The sequence below is a fragment of the Streptomyces sp. VTCC 41912 genome (genome assembly GCF_045799175.1).
GTDB classification, from domain to species: domain Bacteria; phylum Actinomycetota; class Actinomycetes; order Streptomycetales; family Streptomycetaceae; genus Streptomyces; species Streptomyces albulus_C.
In genome coordinates this window covers 75846-96215 of sequence record NZ_JBJMAB010000009.1, presented here as the reverse complement: position 1 = coordinate 96215, position 20370 = coordinate 75846, and the positions used below count along the sequence as shown (strand labels likewise).

16 protein-coding genes are annotated in these 20370 nt (G+C 69.6%); 14 read left to right on the top strand and 2 right to left on the bottom strand.

Going from position 1 to position 20370, the window contains the following annotated elements; all coding sequences use genetic code 11:
- Nucleotides 1–38 precede the first annotated feature (38 nt).
- The 4 genes from tig (at nt 39) to clpX (ending at nt 4499) form a co-directional block, all read left to right on the top strand.
- Nucleotides 39–1427, top strand: coding sequence for a trigger factor (gene tig / locus ACJ6WD_RS15990; protein ID WP_407616005.1), 1389 nt, complete (start codon nt 39–41; stop codon nt 1425–1427).
- A gap of 284 nt (nt 1428–1711) precedes the next feature.
- Nucleotides 1712–2314: an ATP-dependent Clp protease proteolytic subunit gene (locus ACJ6WD_RS15985; RefSeq protein WP_233657762.1), complete on the top strand. Its 603-nt coding sequence runs from the start codon at nt 1712–1714 to the stop codon at nt 2312–2314.
- Between the two features lie 65 nt (nt 2315–2379).
- Nucleotides 2380–3054 carry an ATP-dependent Clp protease proteolytic subunit gene (locus ACJ6WD_RS15980; RefSeq protein WP_020963683.1) on the top strand — a complete coding sequence of 225 codons (675 nt, stop codon included), beginning with the start codon at nt 2380–2382 and terminating at the stop codon, nt 3052–3054.
- Between the two features lie 161 nt (nt 3055–3215).
- Entirely contained in the window at nt 3216–4499 is a 1284-nt protein-coding gene (gene clpX / locus ACJ6WD_RS15975; RefSeq protein ID WP_016574019.1) for an ATP-dependent Clp protease ATP-binding subunit ClpX, read from the top strand.
- Nucleotides 4500–4627: 128 nt separating this feature from the next.
- Here clpX and ACJ6WD_RS15970 read toward each other — a convergent pair whose 3' ends face one another.
- Entirely contained in the window at nt 4628–5614 is a 987-nt protein-coding gene (locus tag ACJ6WD_RS15970; RefSeq protein WP_233657719.1) for a hypothetical protein, read from the bottom strand.
- Between the two features lie 164 nt (nt 5615–5778).
- Between ACJ6WD_RS15970 and ACJ6WD_RS15965 the strand changes: the two genes are divergently transcribed.
- A complete protein-coding gene (locus tag ACJ6WD_RS15965; RefSeq protein ID WP_407616004.1) occupies nt 5779–8427 on the top strand; it encodes a valine--tRNA ligase in 2649 nt (882 codons plus the stop codon).
- Here the strand turns inward: ACJ6WD_RS15965 and ACJ6WD_RS15960 are convergent.
- Complete coding sequence (locus ACJ6WD_RS15960) at nt 8393–9601, bottom strand: hypothetical protein (protein WP_233657763.1); 1209 nt, start codon at nt 9599–9601, stop codon at nt 8393–8395. The two genes, ACJ6WD_RS15965 and ACJ6WD_RS15960, sit on opposite strands and share 35 nt — an antisense overlap.
- A 274-nt stretch (nt 9602–9875) precedes the next feature.
- Between ACJ6WD_RS15960 and ACJ6WD_RS15955 the strand changes: the two genes are divergently transcribed.
- The 9 genes from ACJ6WD_RS15955 to ACJ6WD_RS15915 all read left to right on the top strand — a co-directional run bounded on the left by ACJ6WD_RS15955 (nt 9876) and on the right by ACJ6WD_RS15915 (nt 20366).
- Nucleotides 9876–11324, top strand: coding sequence for a penicillin-binding transpeptidase domain-containing protein (locus ACJ6WD_RS15955; RefSeq protein ID WP_233657721.1), 1449 nt, complete (start codon nt 9876–9878; stop codon nt 11322–11324).
- A gap of 93 nt (nt 11325–11417) precedes the next feature.
- Complete coding sequence (gene folC, locus ACJ6WD_RS15950; protein WP_233657722.1) at nt 11418–12944, top strand: bifunctional tetrahydrofolate synthase/dihydrofolate synthase; 1527 nt, start codon at nt 11418–11420, stop codon at nt 12942–12944.
- Nucleotides 12945–12946: 2 nt separating this feature from the next.
- On the top strand, nt 12947–13297 hold the full coding sequence (locus ACJ6WD_RS15945) for a DUF4233 domain-containing protein (RefSeq protein WP_016574393.1): 351 nt from the start codon (nt 12947–12949) through the stop codon (nt 13295–13297).
- A gap of 120 nt (nt 13298–13417) precedes the next feature.
- On the top strand, nt 13418–13831 hold the full coding sequence (gene ndk / locus ACJ6WD_RS15940) for a nucleoside-diphosphate kinase (protein ID WP_038519470.1): 414 nt from the start codon (nt 13418–13420) through the stop codon (nt 13829–13831).
- 296 nt (nt 13832–14127) lie between these two features.
- The gene (locus ACJ6WD_RS15935) at nt 14128–15147 is read left to right on the top strand and encodes a rod shape-determining protein (protein ID WP_003985182.1); all 1020 of its coding nucleotides are present in this window, start codon (nt 14128–14130) and stop codon (nt 15145–15147) included.
- A 238-nt stretch (nt 15148–15385) separates the two neighbouring features.
- Entirely contained in the window at nt 15386–16315 is a 930-nt protein-coding gene (mreC, locus tag ACJ6WD_RS15930; RefSeq protein ID WP_037635112.1) for a rod shape-determining protein MreC, read from the top strand.
- Between the two features lie 3 nt (nt 16316–16318).
- Nucleotides 16319–17017, top strand: coding sequence for a rod shape-determining protein MreD (gene mreD / locus ACJ6WD_RS15925; RefSeq protein ID WP_233657723.1), 699 nt, complete (start codon nt 16319–16321; stop codon nt 17015–17017).
- Nucleotides 17014–19155 (top strand): penicillin-binding protein 2, encoded by a 2142-nt coding sequence (gene mrdA, locus ACJ6WD_RS15920; protein ID WP_376445217.1) that lies wholly within the window; start codon nt 17014–17016, stop codon nt 19153–19155. The genes mreD and mrdA overlap by 4 nt, the downstream gene beginning before the upstream one ends.
- The gene (locus tag ACJ6WD_RS15915) at nt 19152–20366 is read left to right on the top strand and encodes an FtsW/RodA/SpoVE family cell cycle protein (protein WP_233657725.1); all 1215 of its coding nucleotides are present in this window, start codon (nt 19152–19154) and stop codon (nt 20364–20366) included. The genes mrdA and ACJ6WD_RS15915 overlap by 4 nt, the downstream gene beginning before the upstream one ends.
- Nucleotides 20367–20370 lie beyond the last annotated feature (4 nt).

Sequence of the window (20370 nt, the reverse complement as noted above, 5' to 3'; positions counted from 1 at the left end):
AGGCAAAACCCCCGAAGTCAGCCCAAGGAGACCGAACCGTGAAGAGCGCCGTGGAGACCCTGAACCCGACCCGGGTTCGGCTCACTGTCGAGGTGCCCTTCGAGGAGCTCAAGGACAGCCTCGACGCGGCGTACAAGAAGATCAACCAGCAGGTCACGGTGAAGGGCTTCCGTCGCGGCAAGATCCCGGCCCGCGTCATCGACCAGCGGTTCGGTCGCGGCGCCGTGCTGGAAGAGGCCGTCAACGACGCGCTCCCGAAGTTCTACACCAGCGCGGTCAACGAGGCCGAGCTCAACGTCCTCGGCCAGCCCGAGGTCGACATCACCGAGCTCAAGGACAACGAGCTGCTGGCCTTCACCGCCGAGGTCGACATCCGCCCGGCCCTGGAGATCCCGGACTACTCCGGCATCGAGGTCGAGGTCGACGCCGTCGAGGTGTCGGACGAGGACGTCGAGAAGTCCGTCGAGCAGCTCCGCGAGCGCTTCGCCACCACGGCCGTGGTCGAGCGCGCCGCCGCCGACGGCGACGTGGTGACCGTGGACCTGGAGGCCAAGGTCGACGGCGAGGTGCTGGCCGACGGCATCGCCAACGGCGTCAGCTACACCATCGGCTCCGGTGAGCTCCTCGACGGTATCGACGAGGCCGTCACGGGCCTGGAGGCCGGCGGCAGCGCCACCTTCACCTCCGAGCTCAAGGGCGGCTCCGCCCAGGGCAAGGAGGCCGAGGTCAAGGTGGACGTCACCGAGGTCAAGGCCCGCGAACTCCCCGAGCTGGACGACGAGTTCGCCCAGATGGCGAGCGAGTTCGACACCCTCGACGAGCTCAAGGCGGACAGCCGCAAGCGCCTGGAGCGGATGAAGAAGTTCGACCAGGCGACCCAGGCCCAGGAGAAGGTCCTGGAGGCGCTGCTCGGGCTGATCGAGGTCCCGATCCCCGAGAAGCTGCTCGAGGACGAGATCCGCACCCGCAAGCACAACCTGGAGCACCACCAGCTCGGCCAGATGGGCCTCGACCTCGCGAAGTACCTGGAGATCCAGGGCAAGACCGAGGAAGAGTTCGACGCCGAGACCAAGGAGCAGGCGGAGAAGGGCATCAAGACCCAGTTCGTCCTGGACGAGCTGGTCAACAAGGAGAAGCTCAACGTCAGCCAGGAGGAGCTCACCGAGCACCTCATGCGGCGTGCGCAGTCCTCCGGCATGAGCCCCGACCAGTTCGCCCAGGCGGTCGTCGAGGGTGGCCAGGTGCCGATGCTGGTGGGCGAGGTCGCCCGCGGCAAGGCCCTCGCGGTGGTCGTCGAGGCGGCCGCGGTCAAGGACACCAACGGCGAGGTCGTCGACCTGGAGGACGAGGAGGAGACGGAGGCCGCCGAGGCCGTCGTCGCCGAGGCCGAGGGCACCGACGAGAAGGCGGAGAAGTCCGAGGCCTGAGCCTCGGCCGTACCGCTGACCGACTGATCACGGGCCCGAACGCGCACGTCCGCGTGTTCGGGCCCGTGTGTCGTCCCGGTCTGTGAGCCTGCGCTCACAGCGAACAGTTATCGGTCTGGGATGGCGTTGTCCGACCTGCGCGTTAGGGTCCGTAGATACGAGGGCAGGGGACTTGCTGAAAGCGCGCCGGACGCACCACGCGGCGCGGTCCCCGGCCCCTGAAGACGACGCTGAGACGGCCCCGAGCCGTCCGACAACGAGCAGGTGGACACGTGACGATCCCGATGCCTTCCGCCGCCGCTGAGCCGACCTTCGGTGGCCTCGGCGACCAGGTCTACAACCGGCTGCTCGGCGAGCGGATCATCTTCCTCGGCCAGCCGGTCGACGACGACATCGCCAACAAGATCACGGCGCAGCTGCTTCTCCTCGCCGCTGATCCGGACAAGGACATCTACCTCTACATCAACTCTCCGGGCGGCTCGGTCACGGCGGGCATGGCGATCTACGACACCATGCAGTACATCAAGAACGACGTGGTCACCATCGCCATGGGCCTCGCCGCCTCGATGGGGCAGTTCCTGCTGAGCGCCGGCACCCCGGGCAAGCGCTTCGCACTGCCGAACGCGGAGATCCTGATCCACCAGCCGTCCGCGGGCCTGGCCGGCTCGGCCTCGGACATCAAGATCCACGCCGAGCAGTTGCTGCGCACCAAGAAGCGCCTGGGCGAGCTCTCCGCGCTGCACACCGGCCAGACGCTGGAGCAGTGGACCAGGGACGCCGACCGCGACCGCTGGTTCTCCGCCGAGGAGGCCAAGGCGTACGGCCTCATCGACGACGTCATGCCCTCCGCCACCGGCGTTCCGGGCGGGGGCGGCACCGGGGCCTGAGCCCCGGCCCACGCTCCGCAGTCGACCCCCAGCCCCATTTCGCCACCAGGACGGTGAACCTCCAGATGAACAACTTCCCCGGAAGCGGTCTCTACGAGAGCGCGAAGGCCGAGTTCTCCGGCATGCCCGCGGAGTCCCGCTACATCGTTCCGCGCTTCGTCGAGCGCACCTCGCAGGGCGTGCGCGAGTACGACCCGTACGCGAAGCTCTTCGAGGAGCGGGTGATCTTCCTCGGGGTACAGATCGACGACGCCTCCGCCAACGACGTCATGGCGCAGCTGCTGTGCCTGGAGTCGATGGACCCGGACCGTGACATCTCGGTCTACATCAACAGCCCCGGTGGCTCCTTCACGGCGCTGACGGCGATCTACGACACGATGCAGTTCGTCAAGCCCGACATCCAGACCGTCTGCATGGGTCAGGCGGCCTCCGCCGCGGCCGTGCTGCTGGCCGCCGGCACCCCGGGCAAGCGCATGGCGCTGCCCAACGCCCGGGTCCTGATCCACCAGCCGTTCAGCGAGACCGGCCGCGGTCAGGTCTCCGACCTGGAGATCGCCGCCCGCGAGATCCAGCGGATGCGCACGCAGCTGGAGGAGATGCTGGCCAAGCACTCGTCCACGCCGATCGAGAAGATCCGCGAGGACATCGAGCGTGACAAGATCCTGACCGCCGAGGAGTCCCTGGCGTACGGTCTGGTCGACCAGATCGTCTCGACGCGGAAGAGCTCGGTCTCGGTCTGATCGCGATCTTCGCGAATTGCGCCGGAGCGTTGCCCCCTTGGACCGAGTGAACCGAGTCGGTCCAAGGGGGGCCCGTACGGGGGGCCCGGCAAGGTACCGTCGATAGGCAAGCACCCGGGTCCGCGGAGCAATGCGGATCCCAGGCGAAGGGGATTCACCTCGTGGCACGCATCGGTGACGGCGGCGACCTGCTCAAGTGCTCGTTCTGCGGAAAGAGCCAGAAGCAGGTGAAGAAGCTCATCGCGGGACCTGGTGTGTACATCTGCGACGAGTGCATCGATCTCTGCAACGAGATCATTGAGGAAGAGCTCGCCGAGACCTCCGAAGTGCGCTGGGAGGAACTCCCCAAGCCGCGCGAGATCTACGAGTTCCTCAACGGCTACGTCGTCGGCCAGGAGCCCGCCAAGAAGGCGCTCTCCGTGGCCGTGTACAACCACTACAAGCGCGTCCAGGCGGGCGAGAACGGCCCCGGCCGCGGCGACGAGGGCATCGAGTTGGCGAAGTCCAACATCCTGCTGCTCGGCCCCACCGGCTCCGGCAAGACCCTGCTCGCGCAGACCCTCGCCCGGATGCTCAACGTCCCCTTCGCCTTTGCCGATGCGACGGCACTGACCGAGGCGGGCTACGTCGGCGAGGACGTCGAGAACATCCTCCTCAAGCTGATCCAGGCCGCGGACTTCGACATCAAGAAGGCCGAGACCGGCATCATCTACATCGACGAGATCGACAAGGTCGCCCGGAAGAGCGAAAACCCGTCGATCACCCGGGACGTCTCCGGCGAGGGCGTGCAGCAGGCGCTGCTGAAGATCCTGGAGGGCACCACCGCCTCGGTCCCGCCGCAGGGCGGCCGCAAGCACCCGCACCAGGAATTCATCCAGATCGACACCACCAACGTGCTGTTCATCGTCGGCGGTGCCTTCGCGGGGCTGGAGAAGATCATCGAGGCCCGGTCCGGCGCCAAGGGCATCGGCTTCGGCGCCACCATCCGCTCCAAGCGCGAGATCGAATCCAAGGACCAGCTCCAGGACGTGATGCCGGAGGACCTGGTGAAGTTCGGGATGATCCCGGAGTTCATCGGCCGCCTCCCCGTCCTCACCTCGGTCCACAACCTCGACCGCGAGGCGCTCCTGCAGATCCTCGTCGAGCCGCGCAACGCCCTGGTCAAGCAGTACCAGCGGCTCTTCGAACTCGACGGCGTGGAGCTGGACTTCGACCGCCCGGCCCTGGAGGCCATCGCCGACCAGGCGATCCTCCGCGGCACCGGCGCCCGCGGCCTGCGCGCCATCATGGAGGAGGTCCTCCAGGCGGTGATGTACGAGATCCCGTCCCGCAAGGACGTCGCCCGTGTCGTCATCACCGCGGACGTGGTGCACTCCAACGTCAACCCGACCCTGGTCCCGCGCACCCGCGGCGACTCCGGCGAGCCCCAGGAGAAGAGCGCGTAGCCGCCCTCCCCTCGCCCGCCTCCCAACAGGACCGCCCGACAGCCGCGTTGCTGTCGGGCGGTTCTGCGGTGTGGGGGGGACGGGACCGTGGTGGTGGCACGGCATGCGGGGGTGGGGCCGGGCCGCCGCTACTTCTCCTTGCGGACCTCGTTGCGGATCTTGGCGGTCTTCTCCGCGAGCTGCTCGGCGCTGGGGGTGGTGGCGGAGCCACCGCCGTTGGGGTTCGGCGCGGCCATCATGGTGACGACGCCGAGGGCGCTGTTGTCGCCCCACATGCAGACGGAGGCGGTGACGGGCACGGACATCCCGCTCGCCGAGTAGGTCAGCTTCTTCGTCTCGCACTTCATGACGGAGCCGTCGAAGTCGCCGGGCGAGTACTCGGTGAGCGGCGTGACGTCCTCGACCTTCGGGCTGCTGGGGGTGCCGCCGCCCTTCGCGAGGTTGGTGTTGAACTGGGCGAACGCCTGCGTCACGGCGCCCTGCGGATCGGCCACGTCGCCGTACATGCCGCTCACCGACATGCCGAGTCCGGCCACGTCCTTGTACTTGCCGCCGACGCCCTTGCCGTTGGAGATGCCGAACTTCTTCATCTCCTTGTCGTTCGAGAAGTCGGTGGGGCTGCCCACGGCACCGCCCGTGGTGTCCTTGCTGAACTGCCCGCTGAGCAGCTTGTCCGGCAGGGCGATCGTGTACGGCTTCACCTTGCCGCCCGAGCCGAAGGCGAAGTAGGCGCCGACGGCGATCGCCGCGACCACCGCGACCCCGCCGGTGATCAGGGCGATCTTCTTGCCGTTGCCGCCGGACTCCGGCTCCTGGGGGATCGCCCCGTACGGCGTCTGCTGGGGCTGGCCGTAGGGCGACTGCTGGCCGTAGGGGGGCTGTTGGGGCTGGCCGTAGGGCGGCTGCTGGGCCTGCTGCGGGAACTGCGGCTGCTGCGGGAACTGCTGTGGCGGGGCCTGCTGGGGGTAGCCGTAGCCCTGCTGGGGAGGCACCGGGCCGCCCTGCTGGGGGTAGCCGTAGCCGGGCTGCGGGGCCGGCGGCTGCGGCTGGCCGTAGGGGCCCGGCTGCGGGGGCTGCTGCCCGTACGGACCCGGCGGCGGCTGGTTGTAGCTCATGGAGCGGTTCCCCTCGTGACTGCTGGTGACGCCGGGATGCCGCAGGTGACATCCGGGTGTGTGGTGATGCGCTGCGGCCATCCTGTATGACGCTGCTGACAGCCGGTGCCTCGGGGGCGAAACCGATTCGAAGCCGCTACATCCGCGCCCGTACACTGTCGGTCGTGACCGAGAACACTCAGCAGCCCAAGCACAGCGTCCCCGAACTGCCGACTCAGTACACGCCGGCCGATGTAGAGGGGCCGCTGTACGAGCGCTGGGTAGAGCGGGGCTACTTCGAGGCGGACGAGAAGAGCGAGAAGCCGCCGTACACCGTCGTCATCCCCCCGCCCAACGTCACCGGCTCGCTCCACCTGGGCCACGCCTTCGAGCACACGCTGATCGACGCCCTCACCCGCCGCAAGCGGATGCAGGGGTACGAGACGCTCTGGCAGCCGGGCATGGACCACGCCGGCATCGCCACCCAGAACGTGGTCGAGCGCGAACTCGCCAAGGAGGGCGCCTCGCGCCACGACCTGGGGCGCGAGGCGTTCGTCGAGCGCGTCTGGCAGTGGAAGGACGAGTCGGGCGGCCAGATCTCGGGCCAGATGCGCCGGCTCGGTGACGGCGTCGCGTGGTCGCGCGAGCGGTTCACCATGGACGAGGGCCTCTCCAAGGCCGTCCAGACCATCTTCAAGCGGCTCTACGACGACGAGCTGATCTACCGCGCCGAGCGCATCATCAACTGGTGCCCGCGCTGCCTGACCGCCATCTCCGACATCGAGGTGGAGTACCAGGACGACGACGGCGAGCTGGTCTCGATCCGCTACGGCGAGGGGGACGCCTCGATCGTCGTCGCCACCACCCGCGCCGAGACGATGCTGGGTGACACCGCCGTCGCCGTCCACCCCGACGACGAGCGGTACGCGCACCTCGTCGGCACCGAGATCGAGCTGCCGCTGACCGGCCGCAGCATCCCGGTCGTCGCCGACGAGCACGTCGACCCGGAGTTCGGCACCGGCGCGGTCAAGGTGACCCCGGCGCACGACCCGAACGACTTCGAGATCGGCCGCCGCCACGGCCTGGCGAACCTGGCCGTCCTCGACGAGCGCGGCGTGATCACCGCGCACGGCCCGTTCCAGGGGCTGGACCGCTTCGAGGCCCGGTCGGCGATCGTCGGCGCGCTGCGCGCCGAGGGCCGGATCGTCGCCGAGAAGCGCCCGTACACCCACTCCGTCGGGCACTGCTCGCGCTGCAAGACCACCATCGAGCCGCGGCTGTCGATGCAGTGGTGGGTCAAGGTCGGCCCGCTGGCGAAGGCCGCCGGTGACGCGGTCCGCGACGGCAAGGTCGCGATCCACCCGAAGGAGATGGAGTCCCGGTACTTCGGCTGGGTCGACAACCTCCACGACTGGTGCATCTCGCGGCAGCTGTGGTGGGGCCACCGCATCCCGGTCTGGTACGGGCCGAACGGCGAGGTCGTCTGCGTCGGCCCCGACGACGAGGCGCCCACCGGCGAGGGCTGGCACCAGGACACCGACGTCCTCGACACCTGGTTCTCGTCCGGGCTGTGGCCGTTCTCCACGCTGGGCTGGCCGGAGCAGACCCCGAGCGTCGAGAAGTTCTACCCGAACTCCGTCCTGGTCACCGGCTACGACATCCTCTTCTTCTGGGTCGCCCGGATGATGATGTTCGGGCTGTACGCGATGGACGGCACCCCGCCGTTCCACACCATCGCGCTGCACGGCATGGTCCGCGACCAGTTCGGCAAGAAGATGTCCAAGTCCTTCGGCAACGCGGTCAACCCGCTGGACTGGATGGACGCCTACGGCTCGGACGCGGTCCGCTTCACCCTGGCCCGCGGCGCCAACCCGGGCGTCGACGTGCCGATCGGCGAGGACTGGGTCCAGGGCTCCCGCAACTTCGCCAACAAGATCTGGAACGCCACCCGCTTCGCGCTGATGAACGGCGCGACGGTGGAGGGCGAACTGCCGCCCGCGGACGCGCTGTCGGCGACCGACCGGTGGATCCTCTCCCGGCTCAACTCGGTCGTCGCCGAGGTCGACGCGTACTACGACGACTACCAGTTCGCCAAGCTGTCGGACACCCTCTTCCACTTCGCGTGGGACGAGGTCTTCGACTGGTACGTGGAGCTGTCCAAGACGACGTTCATGGCGGGCGGCCCGGCCGCCGACGCCTCCCGCCGCGTGCTCGGCGAGGTCCTGGACGTCACCCTGCGGCTGCTGCACCCGGTCGTGCCGTTCGTCACCGAGACGCTGTGGACGACCCTGACCGGCGGCGAGTCGGTGGTCATCGCCGAGTGGCCGACGGCCGTGGTCGTTCCCGGGGCTGACGCCCTGGGCGGCTTCCGGGACGCGGCGGCCGAGCGGGAGATCGAGACGGTCCAGCAGGTCGTCACCGAGGTCCGCCGGTTCCGCTCCGACCAGGGCCTGCAGCCGGGCCAGAAGGTCCCCGCGCGACTGGACCTGACCGGTACGGCGCTGGCGCCGCACGAGGCCGCCATGCGCTCGCTGCTGCGCCTGACGCCCACCGGCGAGGACTTCACCGCCACCGCGTCCCTGCCGGTCGCCGGCGCCACCGTCGCCCTGGACCTGTCCGGCGCGATCGACGTCGAGGCGGAGCGCAAGCGGCTGACGAAGGACCTGGCGGCGGCCGAGAAGGAACTGGCCCAGACCACCGCCAAGCTCGGCAACGAGGCGTTCCTCGCCAAGGCCCCCGAGCAGGTCAAGGAGAAGATCCGCACCCGCAAGGCGGCCGCCGAGGCCGACATCGAGCGGATCACCGCGCAGGTGGCGGCCCTGCCCACGGCGTAGCCGGCGGCGCCGGCCAACCGCCGGCCCCCGCAGTCCCTTCCGCAGGCCCCTCGTCCATCCGGGCGGGGGGCCTGCGCCGTCCCCGCCGTCCACCGCGGTCGCCGCGCTCGCGGACCGGCCAGAGCAGGACGTACGCGGTGGAGACCGCGACGAACGCCAACCGGATCAGGCCCCGCGCGGAGTCGTCCGGGACGGCGAAGACACTGCCGTAGAGGACGAGCAGCGCCAGCCAGCTCCACCAGGGCACCAGCCGGCGCTGCCCGATGACGTCCCACAGCAGCGTGCCGAGCAGTACCGACGCGGTGTAGTAGGTGTAGACGCTGGGGTCCAGCACGATCCGGGCGTTGGCGCCGAGCAGCACCACCGCCGCCCAGCGGCCCCGCCAGACCGCGAGGCCGCCCAGCACCAGCCCGAGGGCGAACTGCGCGGGGCGGACCCAGCCGGGGGTCTCGGGGTCGTCGGCGCCCAGCCAGCGCAGCGCGGACGCCGGCTGGTTCGGGATGGCGAACTTGGCGGCGGCGAAGGACTGGGCGTCGCCGAGGAAGAACGGCAGCCAGGCGACGGCGACCAGCCCGGCGCACCACAGGGCGGCCTTGAGCCACCTGTCCCGGGGGAGCGCCAGCAGCAGCGGGACGAAGGCCAGCGCGGTCGGCTTGGAGTCCATCGCCAGCGCCAGGAAGGCCCCGGTCAGGACGGCGTTGCCGCTGGTGAGGGCGCGCACCGCGAGGGCGGTGAAGAACAGTGCCAGGACGTCGTCGAGGTGCCCGAAGCGGACCGACACCTCGATCCACATGGGGATGAACGCCAGCCCGGCGATCAGCACCCGCTGCCGCAGCCGCTGGTGGTTGGTGCCGGTGCCCAGGAAGTGGTGGGCGGCGCTGCGGCCGGCCAGCACCAGGATGACCAGGCCCAGCGCGGACATCAGGGCCGCGGCGAGGAACTGGCCGGTGGCCTCCGGGAACGGGTTGAACAGCCCGGCCGTCAGGAAGCTGATCGGCCCCATCTGGAGCTCGGGGTGGTGCGCGTAGAGGTTGAGGCCGCCGGTGCCGTCGCCGGAGCTGCCCTGGTAGATCAGCTCGCCGCCGGTGCGCAGGTAGTGCCAGGAGAAGCCGCCGTGCGGTTCGACGATCATGAACCACAGCACGGTCCATGCGGTGAGCAGCACCAAATGCATCCGCTGACTGATTGCCGGCACGCCTCTTCAGCTCCTGCTTTCCCGATGTGCGACGACCGCGGTGCGCGCGGTCCGGAGGGTTTTCCAGACCCCGCCGTGAAAGAGGGCCCCGCGCGGCGGAAAGGTTGTCCCGTCCGACGGTCCGATCGCTCACATCCAGGTGGTAGGCGGTTCTCATGACGCTCTCATGAAGGCGAGGCACCGTGGAGCGGAATGCCGGAGTTCCGGCGGAAACGCACGTCCGGTCCCGCCCAGCACCCAGGAGCCGCGCCACATGAACAGACCCCTGCGACGGATCTCGGTCTTCTGCCTCGCCCTGGTCCTGGCGCTGATGGGCTGGGCCACGTGGATCCAGGGCGCGAAGGCCAGCGACTACCGGGAGGACCCGCACAACCCGCGGGTGAACATCGCCAAGTACTCGGCGCCGCTGGGCAACATCCTCGTCGACGGCCAGCCGGTCACCGGCTCCGCCGCCACCTCCTCCTCGCTGAAGTACAAGCGGACCTACAAGGACGGCCCGCTCTACGCCCCGGTCACCGGCTTCTCCTCGCAGATCTTCGGCAGCACCCAGCTGGAGAGCCTCTACGGCGACCTGCTCGGCGGCAGCGACAGCCGGCTCCAGAACCCCGCCGACACCCTGCTGCACGAGCGCCCCAAGGGCGGCGACGTGGCCACCACCATCGACCCCAAGGTGCAGAAGGCCGGCTACGACGCGCTCGGCGACAAGACCGGCGCGGCCATCGCCCTGGACCCGGCGACCGGCCGGATCCTGGGCATGGTCAGCACCCCGTCGTACGACCCGGGGAAGTTCGCCGGCTCCGGCACCGCCGACCAGAAGGGGTGGCAGGCCCTGGCGAACGACTCCGCCCAGCCGAACCTCAACCGCGCGCTGCGCCAGCCGCTGCCGCCCGGCTCCACCTTCAAGCTGGTGGTCGCCGCCGCCGCACTGGAGAACGGCCTGTACTCCTCGGTCGACCAGCCCACCACCAGCCCCAACCCGTACACCCTGCCCAACACCCGCACCCAGCTGACCAACGAGAGCGCCTCGGCGCCCTGCGAGAACGCCACCATCCGCACCGCGCTCCAGTACTCCTGCAACACCGTCTTCGCGAAGATGGCGGTCGACCTGGGCAAGGACAAGGTGCGGGCGCAGGCCGAGAAGTTCGGCTTCAACGACGCCAAGATGGACGTCCCGGTGCGCGCCACCAAGAGCGTCTACCCCTCCGACATGGACCAGGCGCAGACCGCGCTCTCCGGCATCGGCCAGTTCGACGACCAGGCCACCCCGCTCCAGATGGCGATGGTCGCCTCGGCGATCGCCAACGGCGGCGACCTGAAGACCCCGCAGCTGGTCGACAAGCTCACCGACGGCGGCGGCAACACCGTCCAGCAGAACGACCCGAAGACCTACCACAAGGCGATGTCGAGCCGGACCGCCGCGCAGCTGCGTTCGGCGATGCAGACGGTCGTGGACAAGGGCACCGGTTCCAACGCGAAGATCGGCGGAGTGACCGTCGGTGGCAAGACCGGCACCGCCCAGCACGGCGTCGACAACAGCGGCACCCCGTACGCCTGGTTCGTCTCGTACGGGGACGACGGCAAGGGGCACCAGGTCGCGGTGGCCGTGATGGTCGAGGACGGGCACGCGGCCCGCAACGAGGTCTCCGGCAACGGCCTCGCCGCCCCGATCGCCAAGGCGATGATGCAGGCGGCGCTGTCCTGACCGGGGCGGGGCGGACCGGGACCGGGCCGGGGGAGCGGTGGCACGGGGGGCGGTGCCGGCCCGTTGTCGGTGGCGCCTCGTAGACTTGTCGTCGTGAGCGAGCGCCCCCAGAACGACGATCCCGACCCGACTCCCGACCCGGCCGACGCCTTCGACGAGATGGTCGACGCCGAGACGCAACGCGACCCCGATCTCGCGGTGATCGAAGCCGGTAGCCGGACCCTGCGCGCGCAGGCCGGACCGCCGCAGGGGGACCAGGTCCCCGCCCGCCCCGCCGACCCCGAGGTCGACCGCGCGCTGCGGGCCGTCGAGGAGGAGCTGGGCGGCCGCTGGGGCGAGACCAAGCTCGACCCGTCGATCGACCGCATCGCCGCGCTGATGGACGTCCTGGGCTCGCCGCAGCGCGCCTACCCGTCCATCCACATCACCGGCACGAACGGCAAGACCAGCACGGCCCGCATGATCGAGGCGCTGCTCGGCGCCTTCGAGCTGCGCACCGGCCGCTACACCAGCCCCCACGTCCAGTCCGTCACCGAGCGGATCAGCCTCGACGGCAGCCCCATCTCCGCCGAGCGCTTCATCGAGACCTACCGCGACATCGCGCCGTACGTCGAGATGGTCGACGCACAGCAGGAGCACCGCCTGTCGTTCTTCGAGGTGCTCACCGCGATGGCGTACGCCGCGTTCGCCGACGCCCCGGTGGACGTCGCGGTCGTCGAGGTCGGCATGGGCGGCACCTGGGACGCGACCAACGTCATCGACGGCGACGTCGCCGTGATCACCCCGATCTCGCTGGACCACACCGACCGCCTCGGCGAGACGCCGGAGCAGATCGCCGGGGAGAAGTCCGGGGTCATCAAGAAGGACGCCACCGTCGTCCTCGCCCAGCAGCCGGTGGACGCCGCCTCGGTGATGCTCAAGCGCGCCGTCGAGGTGGACGCCACGGTCGCCCGCGAGGGCATGGAGTTCGGGGTGCTCACCCGTGAGGTGGCGGTCGGCGGCCAGATGGTGACCCTGCGGGGCCTGGGCGGCGAGTACCCGGAGATCTTCCTCCCGCTGCATGGCGCCCACCAGGCGCACAACGCCGCGGTCGCGCTCGCCGCCGTCGAGGCGTTCTTCGGCGTCGGCGCGGGCCACGCCCGCACCCTCGACATCGACACCATCCGCTCCGCGTTCGCCGCGGTCAGCTCGCCCGGCCGGATGGAGGTGGTCCGGCGCAGCCCCACGGTGGTGCTGGACGCCGCGCACAATCCGGGCGGCGCGCATGCCGCGGCCGAGACGGTCACCGAGGCGTTCGGTTTCAGCCGGCTGATCGGGGTCGTCGGCGCCAGCGCCGACAAGGACGTCCGGGGCTTCCTGGAGGCGTTCGAGCCGATCTTCGCCGAGGTCGTGGTGACGCGTAATTCCAGCCAGCGCGCGATGGATCCGGACGAGCTGGCCGCGATCGCCGTGGAGGTCTTCGGGGCCGAGCGGGTCCAGGTCGAGCCGCGGCTGGACGACGCGCTGGAGGCGGCGATCACCCTCGCCGAGGAAGAGGGCGAGTTCTCCGGAGCCGGGGTCCTGGTGACCGGCTCGGTGATCACGGTCGGCGAGGCCCGGCTGCTCCTGGGAAGGAACTGACCATGCGCACGCTGTGTGCCAGCACCCTGATAGGCGAGTTCTTCGTGATCGGCTTCGCCGGTCTGGTCGCGATGCAGGTCACCGACCTCTCGCGGGCCACCATCTGGATCGTCAGCGGTATCGCGATGCTGCTGAGCCTGCTGCTGTGCGGGATGCTCTCCCGCCCCGGCGGGGTCCAGTTGGGCTGGGCGCTGCAGATCGCGCTGATCGCCAGCGGCCTGGTCGTTCCGACGATGTACTTCCTCGGCGCGGTCTTCGGTGCCCTGTGGTGGGCCTCGGTCCACTTCGGGCGCAAGGTCGACGAGGCGAAGGCCCGCTTCGCGGCGGAGGCGGAGCCGGCCGCGGCCGGCTGAGCCCCCCGCCGCCGGCGGTCCCGGCGCGGGATCGCGGGTGGGCGGGTGAAAGGCGGGGGCGCGGTGCCGGTAGCCTCAAGGCACCGCTGACCCGTCGTTCAGATACCAGGGAGTCCCTTCGTGAGCCAGCGCACCCTCGTCCTCCTCAAGCCCGATGCCGTCAAGCGCGGTCTGATCGGCGAGATCATCCGCCGCATCGAGCGCAAGGCCAACTGGACGATCACCGCGCTGGAACTGCGCACCCTGGACCGCGAGGTGCTGGAGCAGCACTACGCCGAGCACGTCGGCAAGCCGTTCTACGAGCCGCTGGTGGAGTTCATGTCCTCCGGACCGGTCGTCTCGCTGGTCGTCGAGGGCGAGCGGGTCATCGAGGGCGTCCGCGCGCTGGCCGGTCCGACTGACCCGATTGCCGCACCGAGTGGGTCCATTCGTGGGGACTTCGGAACGATCACCCGAGAAAATCTCATCCACGCCTCGGATTCCGAAGAGTCCGCCGAGCGCGAGATCAAGATTTTCTTCCCGGGCATTTCCTGATCCGAAGTTAGCTGCCAACCCCCTTGTGACCAGGGGCGACCGATGAAATCATCGGTCGCCCCTCGGTGTATTCGCCGCGAGCGGGGGAACGCGTTCCCGCGACACGACGTCACCATTAAGGGGGGCGGGTGCGTGTACGGCTGACAATGGCGGAACGGCCTCCCGCCGTGTTCGTGTGGGAACACAACGAACTACGATGGAGGCTTCCGCGCCTCACAGCGCATCACCTCCTGCCGACCTCAAAGTAAGCATTCGCTCCAGTTGGGAAGGCCAGACGTATCCTCATGGGGAACAACATGTCGTTCATCGGCCGTGACATGGCTGTCGACCTCGGGACCGCCAACACGCTGGTGTACGTCAGGGGCCGCGGCATCGTCCTCAACGAACCGTCGGTCGTGGCCATCAACACCAACACCGGCGGCATCCTGGCCGTCGGCGCCGAGGCGAAGAAGATGATCGGCCGGACCCCCGGCAACATCGTCGCGGTGCGGCCCCTGAAGGACGGCGTGATCGCCGACTTCGAGATCACCGAGCGGATGCTCCGCTACTTCATCCTCAAGATCCACAAGCGGCGCTACCTGGCCCGCCCGCGGGTCGTGGTCTGCGTTCCCTCCGGCATCACGGGAGTTGAGCGCCGCGCGGTCATCGAGGCGTCCACCCAGGCCGGCGCCCGCCAGGTGCACATCATCGAGGAGCCGATGGCCGCCGCCATCGGTTCGGGCCTGCCGGTCCACGAGGCCACCGGCAACATGGTGGTGGACATCGGCGGCGGCACCACCGAGGTCGCGGTCATCTCGCTCGGCGGGATCGTCACCGCCCAGTCCATCCGGGTCGCCGGCGACGAGTTGGACAACGCGATCATCCAGCACATCAAGAAGGAGTACAGCCTTCTGCTGGGCGAGCGCACCGCCGAGTCCATCAAGATCACCATCGGTTCGGCGTACGACCTCGAACAGGACGAGCACACCGAGATCCGCGGTCGCGACCTGGTCTCCGGCCTGCCCAAGACCGTCGTCATCTCGGCCGCCGAGGTCCGCAAGGCCATCGAGGAGCCGGTCAACTCCATCGTCGACGCGGTCAAGACGACCCTCGACAAGTGCCCGCCGGAGTTGTCCGGTGACGTGATGGACCGCGGCATCGTTCTCACCGGTGGCGGCGCCCTGCTGCGCGGCCTCGACGAGCGGTTGCGCCGCGAGACCGGCATGCCCATCCACATCGCCGAGGACCCGCTCGACTCCGTCGCGCTCGGTTCCGGCAAGTGCGTCGAGGAGTTCGAGGCGCTCCAGCAGGTCCTGGACTCCCAGCCGCGCCGCTGACCTTCGGGTCCCGACCCGTCGCGCGGGCGTCACACGGCGTTCGCGCGGGTCGGGCACCCTGGACAAGCAGCCGGTCCGTCCGCCGGATCGCTGACCCATACCGCAACGTTCCCACAGACACGGTGCATTGACGTTCCACCACCGCGCCGTCACAGCAAGGCACAACGCTCAACCCCCGAACGAGACCGGCGGGGCCCGCAGCCGGCCGGTCCTACGAGGAAGGACACGGCCGCCGCACGTGAGGGACACACGAGAGAGCCGGCTGTTGCTGGTGCTGCTGATCGCGATCGCGTTCGCGTTGATCACGGTCGATATCCGCGGCGGTGAACAGTCCCCGCTCGACGGTGCCCGGCAAGCCGCCGCCTCCGCCTTCGGCCCGGTGGAGCGCGGCGTGGCCCGCGTCGTCAACCCGGTCGGCAACGCCGTCAGCGCCGTCCGGGACTCCGATCAGCGCCACAGCCGCATCCGCCAGTTGGAGCACGAGAACGCCGCCCTGAAGCTCAAGCTCGGCACCCCCGACCGCACCCGCAACCGCGCCGCCGAGCTCGACAAGATCCTCAAGACCGCGGCCACCGGCCAGTACGCGATCAAGGGCGCCGAGGTCATCGCGATCGGGTCCGCACAGGGCTTCTCCTGGACCGTCACCGTCGACGCCGGCAGCCGCGACGGCATCGCCCGCGACATGACCGTCCTCAACGGCGACGGGCTGGTCGGCCGGATCACCACCGTCACCCCGCACACCTCCACCGTGCTGCTCGCCGCCGACCCGGAGTTCACGGTCGGCACCCGGATGGAGAAGACCAACGAGATCGGCTTCGCCAACGGCCAGGGCGTCCGCTCGCTCCGCGTCCAACTGCTCAACGGCCGCGCCGACGTCAAGAAGGGCGACCGGCTCGTCACCTTCGGCTCCAGCAAGGACAAGCCGTTCGTGCCGGGCGTCCCGGTCGGCACGGTGGTCAAGGTCGAGCCGCTCAACGGCGACCTGACCCGTTCCCTCCAGGTCCGGCCGTTCGTTTCCTTCTCGTCGCTCGACGTCGTCGGCATCGTCGTCCAGCCGCCCCGCAAGGACCCGCGGGACACCGTGCTGCCGCCCCCGGTCAAGCCCCGGCCGACGCCGACGGTCACCGTGACGGCCACCCCCTCCGCGAGCGCTTCACCCAGGAGCTGACCGATGCGCATCAACCGGATCCTGCTCGCCACCCCGCTGGTGGTGGTCGCCCTGATCATCCAGGTCAGCATCCTCGCCAGACTCCAACTCCCGGGCGCCGTACCGGACCTGCTGATGCTGGTCGTGGTGGGCCTGGCCCTGGTCTACGGCCACGTCGGCGGCTCGCTCATCGGCTTCTGCGCCGGGCTGCTCGCCGACCTCGCCCCGCCCGCCGACCACGCCATCGGCCGCTACGCCCTGGTGCTGTGCGTCATCGGCTACGTCGCGGGCCTGACCAAGCCGGACAACGGCCAGCACCGCTCGGCGACCCTGCCGCTGGTGGTCGTCATCGGCGCCGCCATCGGCTCGACCCTGATGTACGCGGGGGTCGGCTCGTTGGTCGGTGACACCGCGGCCCGGCACGTCGGCCTGGTGGGGCTGCTGCTCAGCGCCACCCTCTACGACCTGCTGCTGGCCCCGTTCGCCGTGCCGCTGGTGATGGCGCTGGCGCGGAGAACCGAACACGATCCGCTGGCCACCGACGCCGCCGGTGGCGGCGGGATGGCCGGCCGCCAGCCGGCGTACGGCTGGCTGGCCACCGGCACCGGCCTCAAGGCCAGCCGCAACGCGATGAAGGCGATCCGTACCGGCCGGGTGCCCAAACCGGCCCGGGGCGGACGCGCCAAGGGGGTCAAGGGCATCAAGGGGGTCAAGCGCCTGTGAGCAACATTCCCGAGACGGGGAAGACTTCCCGGGTCACCATCCGGCTGATCGCGATTCAGATCCTGGTCTTCTCCCTGCTGGCGACGCTCGGCGGTCGGCTCTGGTACCTCCAGATCCGCAACGGCCAGGAGTACGCCGCCAAGGCCCGGTCCAACCACGTCCAGCAGGTCATCGACCCCGCCACCCGCGGCTCGATCCTCGACGCGCGCGGGGTGCCGCTGGCCGACAACCAGACCCGGCTGGTGGTCTCCGCCAGCCGCACCGACCTGCTGAAGATGAAGGACGACGGCAAGGCGGTGCTCGCCCGGCTCGCCAAGGTGCTCGGCATGCCGGCCCAGGAGATCCGCAACAAGGTCCGGCTCTGCGACGCCAAGACCCCGCAGCCCTGCTGGAACGGTTCGCCCTACCAGCCGATCCCGATCACCGACAAGGCCACCACCCAGCAGGCCCTGCAGATCCGCGAGCGCTCCGAGGACTTCCCCGGCATCAGCGCCCAGCCCACCGCCGTCCGCCGCTACCCCGCCCTCGGCAAGGCCAACACCGCCCAGGTCCTCGGCTACCTCTCGCCGGTCACCGACGAGGAGATCAAGAAGGCCAAGGACGGCCCGTCGCCGCTGCTGCGCTCCGACCAGATCGGCCGCTCGGGGCTGGAGCGGCAGTACGACGACTTCCTGCGCGGCAAGGCCGCCGTCACCCGCTACGAGGTCGACAACCTCGGTCGGGTCATCGGCCAGGCCAAGAGCGACAAGGGACAGGCCGGTTCGACCCTGGTCACCAGCATCGACGCCCGCGTCCAGGCCATAGCGGAAAAGCAGCTCGACCAGGCCATGAAGGACGCCCGCACCCAGATGGACCGGAACACCGGCACCAACTACAAGGCCGACTCGGGTGCCGTCGTCGTCATGGAGGCGAAGACCGGCCGGGTGGTGGCGATGGCCTCCAACCCCACCTACGACCCCAACGCCTGGGTCGGCGGGATCTCCGGCAAGGACTACGCCAAGCTCACCGGCAAGGACTCCAACTACCCGCTGCTCAACCGCGCCATCCAGGGGCAGGCCGCGCCCGGCTCGATCTTCAAGGTCATCTCGACCTCGGCCGCCGTCAACGCCGGTTACCCCTTCGACGGCCACTACCCCTGCACCAGCTCGTACAGCATCGGCGGTCAGGTCTTTAGGAACTTCGAGGGCGAATCGCAGGGCGACATCAGCCTCGGCCGGGCGCTGGAGGTCTCCTGCGACACCGTCTTCTACCGGCTCGGGCACGACGAGTGGAAGAAGGACGGCGGCGACAAGCCGGTCCAGAGCCCCAAGGACTGGTTCTACAAGACCGCCCACCAGTTCGGCCTCGGCAAGGAGACCGGCATCGACCTGCCGAACGAGGTCACCGGCCGGGTCCCCGACCGCCAGTGGAAGAACGCCTTCTGGAAGGCGAACAAGGACAGTTGGTGCGCCCACCCCAAGGACGCCAACGACTACGTCTCCAAGCTCGCGCGGGAGAACTGCCTCGAAGGCATGAAGCTGCACGCCTACGACTCCATCAACTACGCGATCGGCCAGGGCGACACCCTCGTCACCCCGATCCAGATGGCGACGATCTACGCGGCGCTCTCCAACGGCGGCACCCTCTACAACCCCAGCGTCGGCAAGGCCGTCGTCAGCCCCAACGGCGACAAGGTGCAGATGATCGCGCCCAAGTCGCACGGGCACCTGCCGGACACCCCGCAGACGATCCAGCAGATCGACGCGGCCCTCCAGGGCGTCACCGAGCGGGGCACCGCCGCCTGGCGCTTCCAGGGCTGGCCGCAGGACAAGATCCCGATGCACGCCAAGACCGGTACCGCCGAGGTCTACGGCAAGCAGACCACCTCGTGGTTCGCGACGTACACCAAGGACTACGCGATCGTGATGACGATCTCCCAGGGTGGTACCGGCTCCGGTGCCTCCGGCCCGGCCGTCCGCAACATCTACAACGCGCTCTACGGCGTCAACGACAAGGGCGAGATCGACGAGAAGGCCGCGCTGCTGCCGAAGCCCGAGGCGAAACTGCCCAGGATCCAGAGTGACGGCACCATCATCGCCCCGCCCATCAAGCCGCCGGCCGACCCGTCGCCGTCCCCCTCGGGGAGCCCCCAGCAGTGACCACACCGCCCTTCTCCCGGACCTTCTCCGTCCGCCGCTACGGCCCCGACCTCGGTATCTGGGGCCGGTTGACGGCCCGCGACTCCGTGGTGCGCAAGCTGGACTGGATACTGCTGCTGTCCTGCCTGGTGCTCTCCCTGATGGGGTCGGTGCTGGTCTTCTCCGCCACCCGCAACCGCACCGAACTCAACAAGAACGACGAGTACTTCTTCTTCGTCCACCACCTGCTCAACACCGCCATCGGCGTGGCCCTGGCGGCCGGCACCATCTGGCTCGGCCACCGCACCCTGCGCGGCGCCGTGCCGATCCTGTTCGGCATCTCGGTGGTGCTGGCGGTGCTGGTGCTGACGCCGCTGGGCGCCACGATCAACGGTTCGCGCTCCTGGCTGGCGATCCCCGGCGGATTCTCCCTCCAGCCCGCCGAATTCACCAAGATCACCATCACGCTGGGGATGGCGATGATCCTGGCGGCCCGGGTCGACGCCGGTGACCGCCCGCACCCCGACCACCGCACGGTCTTCCAGGCCCTGGGGCTGGCCGCGGTGCCGGTCGCCGTGATCCTGCTGATGCCCGACCTCGGCTCGGTGATGGTGCTCGGCGCCATCATCCTGGGCGTGCTGCTGTCCAGCGGCTGTTCCAACCGCTGGATCCTGGGCCTGCTGGGCACCGGTGTCGTCGGCTGCCTCGCCATCTGGCAGCTGGGGCTGCTGGACGCCTACCAGATCGCCCGGTTCGCCGCGTTCGCCAACCCGAGCCTGGACCCGGCCGGTGTCGGCTACAACACCAACCAGGCCCGGATCGCCATCGGCGGCGGCGGACTGACCGGCTCCGGCCTCTTCCACGGCAGCCAGACCACCGGCCAGTTCGTCCCCGAGCAGCAGACCGACTTCATCTTCACGGTCGCCGGCGAGGAACTGGGCTTCCTGGGCGCGGGCCTGATCATCTTCCTGCTCGGCGTGGTGCTGTGGCGGGCCTGCCGGATCGCCCGCGAGACCGGTGAGCTCTACGGCACGATCGTGGCCGCCGGCATCATCGCGTGGTTCGCCTTCCAGGCGTTCGAGAACATCGGGATGACCCTGGGCATCATGCCCGTCACCGGTCTGCCGCTGCCGTTCGTCTCGTACGGCGGCACCTCGATGTTCGCGGTGTGGATCGCCATCGGACTGCTCCAGTCGATCCGCGTCCAGCGCCCGGTCTCCGCCTCCCGCTGACCCC